Source organism: Pseudonocardia sp. (genome assembly GCF_025965585.1).
Classification (GTDB): Bacteria; Actinomycetota; Actinomycetes; order Mycobacteriales; family Pseudonocardiaceae; genus Pseudonocardia.
Genome location: NZ_JAOPWR010000181.1, coordinates 1 through 2,913, shown reverse-complemented (window position 1 = coordinate 2,913; position 2,913 = coordinate 1). Strand labels below are relative to the sequence as shown.

General features: G+C 70.5%; 3 protein-coding genes. 1 reads left to right on the top strand and 2 read right to left on the bottom strand.

Annotation, left to right across the window (positions count from 1 at the left end; translation table 11 throughout):
* Positions 1–398, bottom strand: a 398-nt coding sequence (locus JWR81_RS11750) for an NAD(P)-binding protein (RefSeq protein ID WP_297650486.1), incomplete at its 3' end; no start/stop codon positions are given.
* A gap of 221 nt (positions 399–619) precedes the next feature.
* Between JWR81_RS11750 and JWR81_RS11745 the strand changes: the two genes are divergently transcribed.
* On the top strand, positions 620–1,504 hold the full coding sequence (locus tag JWR81_RS11745; protein ID WP_297650484.1) for an AraC family transcriptional regulator: 885 nt from the start codon (positions 620–622) through the stop codon (positions 1,502–1,504).
* Between the two features lie 74 nt (positions 1,505–1,578).
* Here JWR81_RS11745 and JWR81_RS11740 read toward each other — a convergent pair.
* On the bottom strand, positions 1,579–2,913 hold a 1,335-nt coding region (locus JWR81_RS11740), incomplete at its 5' end, for a trypsin-like peptidase domain-containing protein (RefSeq protein WP_297650481.1).

Genomic DNA, 2,913 nt, shown 5'->3' with positions numbered 1-2,913 from the left:
TTGTCGGTCGTGACCGTCCAGCTGTCGTCCGCCTCGTCGAAGGTGGCGCCGGTGACGCGGGTGTCGAGGGTGATGTCCCTATTGAGGTCGAACCGGTCCGCCACGTGCTCCAGATAGGCGCGGATCTCGTGCTGCTCGGGGTAGCGCTCGCTCCACTGCCACTCCCGCCACAGCTCCTCGTCGAAGGTGAAGCCGTAGACGTAGCTGTCGGAGTCCGACCGAGCGCCGGGGTAGCGGTTCCAGTACCAGGTCCCTCCGACCCCGCCTCCGGCCTCGATGACCCGGACCGCCATGCCCATCCGGTCGCGCAGCTTGTGCAGCATGTAGAGGCCGGAGAACCCGGCCCCGATCACAACGGCGTCGACGGTACCGGCGCGGGTGTCGTCGCTGACTGTCATCAGACGTGTCTCCCTTTGATGCGCGGGGAAGTGTGATGCGCACCATCCCGCACCGCCCCCTTCGAGGCTTGAACCCCCGGCCGCCGGCGTTGAACGAACTTGCTCGACAGGAGAATCAGCGCGGCTGTAGAAGGATCTTGCGCGAAACCTCTGTGACCCTGGCCACGGCCCCTACTCTGTGGAGCGGGACGAGTGGCGTCGTCGCTGACGCGGAGGTTCACATGGCGGAGGAGTTCATCGCCCCCGACCAGCTCACGCGTTGGGTACCGGGACAACTCACCGTGCACAGCCCGGCGGGTTGGGACGGGGTGTCGGTGCGCGGGTATCGCTACGCCGGATCCGATGTCGAGGTGCCACCGCTGCGCGACTACATGGTCGTCGCCTACCGGCGGGGGGAGACGTCGATGCGCAGGCGCATCGACGGCGAATGGATCAACGAGACGCTCGGACCCGGCGACGTCTCGTTACTGACCCGCGCTGCCGAATCGCACTGGGTGTGGCCGGAGGACATCGAGGTCGTCCACGTCTACCTCACCCAGGACGAGCTCGCGGCCACCTGCCGTCAGATGTACGAACGCGACGTCCAGGAGGTCGAGCTCCACGACACCGTGAAGGCCAACGACCCGGCCATCCACCGGACCGCCATGCAGATCGCCCATGAGGCGGCGCAAGGCGCTGCGGGCAGCAGGCTGATGGTGGAGTCGCTGTCCTGCCAGCTCTCCGTGCACATCCTGCGGCGGCATGCCCACGTGCTCTTCCGCGAGCGCGGTGGGACCGACGGCCTCACGTTCCAGCAGGACCGTGCCGTGCGCGACTACATCCACCAGCACCTCGGCGAGAGCATCTCCCTCGCGGACCTGGCGACCGAGGTGGGCCTGAGCCGCTTCCACTTCGCGCGCAGGTTCCGGGCGACCACGGGCACGCCACCCCACGAGTTCGTCATCCGGGAGCGGGTCGACAGGGCCCGGATGATGCTCGAACGCTCGAACACACCGCTCCTCGACATAGCCTGCGCCTGCGGCTTCGCCGATCAGAGCCACATGACCCGCGAGTTCAAGAAACGGGTCGGGGTGACGCCGGGTAGGTACCGGTCGCGGAGCCGCTAGTGCGGTGGCCACGAACGTTGCCGGGTTGATCGCGGCATCCAGGTGGTTCCTCGCAAGGCGCCGACCGCGGCTGTCTAGTTGCCGCCCCCGAACGGGCTGGCGCCCTGGCCGCTGAACGGACTCGTGCTCTGCCCACCGTTGCTGGTGGTGGCGGCCTGATCGGGGGTGCTGCCGAGCGTGACCTGCACGGTGCGGGTGGCGCCCCCGTTGGTGACGGTCAGGGCCACCCGGCTGCCCGGAGCGGCGGCACCGATGCGGGCGATCAGGTCGGCGAAGTCCTGGACCGTGTCGTTGCCGACCTTGGTGATGACGTCGCCTGCGGCCAGCCCGGCCTGGGCGGCCGGCGATCCTGGCGTGACGGCCGCGATCTGAGCGCCGGCAGTGGTGGTGGCGGCGGCGTTGCCCTGGACGCCGAGCACGGGTTTGGTGGCGGTGCCGGTGGCCATCAGCTCCTGCGCAACCCGTTGGGCCTGGTCGACGGGGATGGCGAAGCCGAGGCCGATGCTGCCGGCCTGGCCGGTCTGGCCGCTGCCCTGGCTTCCGGCCGACGCGATGGCGGAGTCGATGCCGACCACCTGGCCTTGGAGGTTGACCAGTGGGCCTCCCGAGTTGCCGGGGTTGATCGGTGCGTCGGTCTGCAGGCCGTTGTAGACGACGGCGGTGCCGTTGTCGGTCTGGACGGTCACGGTGCGGTCGAGGGCACTGACGATGCCGGAGGTGACGGTCCCGGTGAGGCCTTCGGGCGAGCCGATGGCGACGACCGTCTGGCCGACCTCCAGGTTCGCGCTGTTGGCCAGGGTGGCCGGGGTGAGGCCGGAGACGCCCTGGATCTTGAGGACGGCGAGGTCGTAGCTGGGTGAGGTGCCGACGACGGTGGCGGTGTGCTGGCTGCCGTCGGAGAGGGTGACGGTGATGGGGCCGGTGGCGCCGGAGATGACGTGGTTGTTGGTGAGCACGTCGCCGTCGGCGGTCAGGATGATGCCGGCACCCTCGTCGCTGCCCTGGCTCTGCGGGACCTGGATGTCCACGGTGCTGGGCATCGCGGCCGCAGCCGCGGCGGTGACGGTACCGGGGACGGTGGGTGCGGTCGCAGCGGTGGCAGCGGGGGCGGTGGTCAGCACGGAGGACGCGCTGTGTCCGTCGAGCAGGGCATAGGCCCCGCTGAAGCCGCCGGCTCCGCCGACCACGCCGGCGACTATCGCAGCGGCGACGATGCCGGTCATCGTGCGGTGCCGGCGAGGCCGTTCCCCACCGGCCGGTGGCAGCGGGCCGCGCGGGGGGTGGTCGTCGGGTGGCAGTCCCGGGTAGGAAGCGCCCGGGTGACCGGGTGCCGGCGCGCTGGTGGCGCGCGCACCGGCTGCGCCGCCGGCCGGTTCGGGGCCGGGCGCGCCGGCGTAGGCGGGGACCTG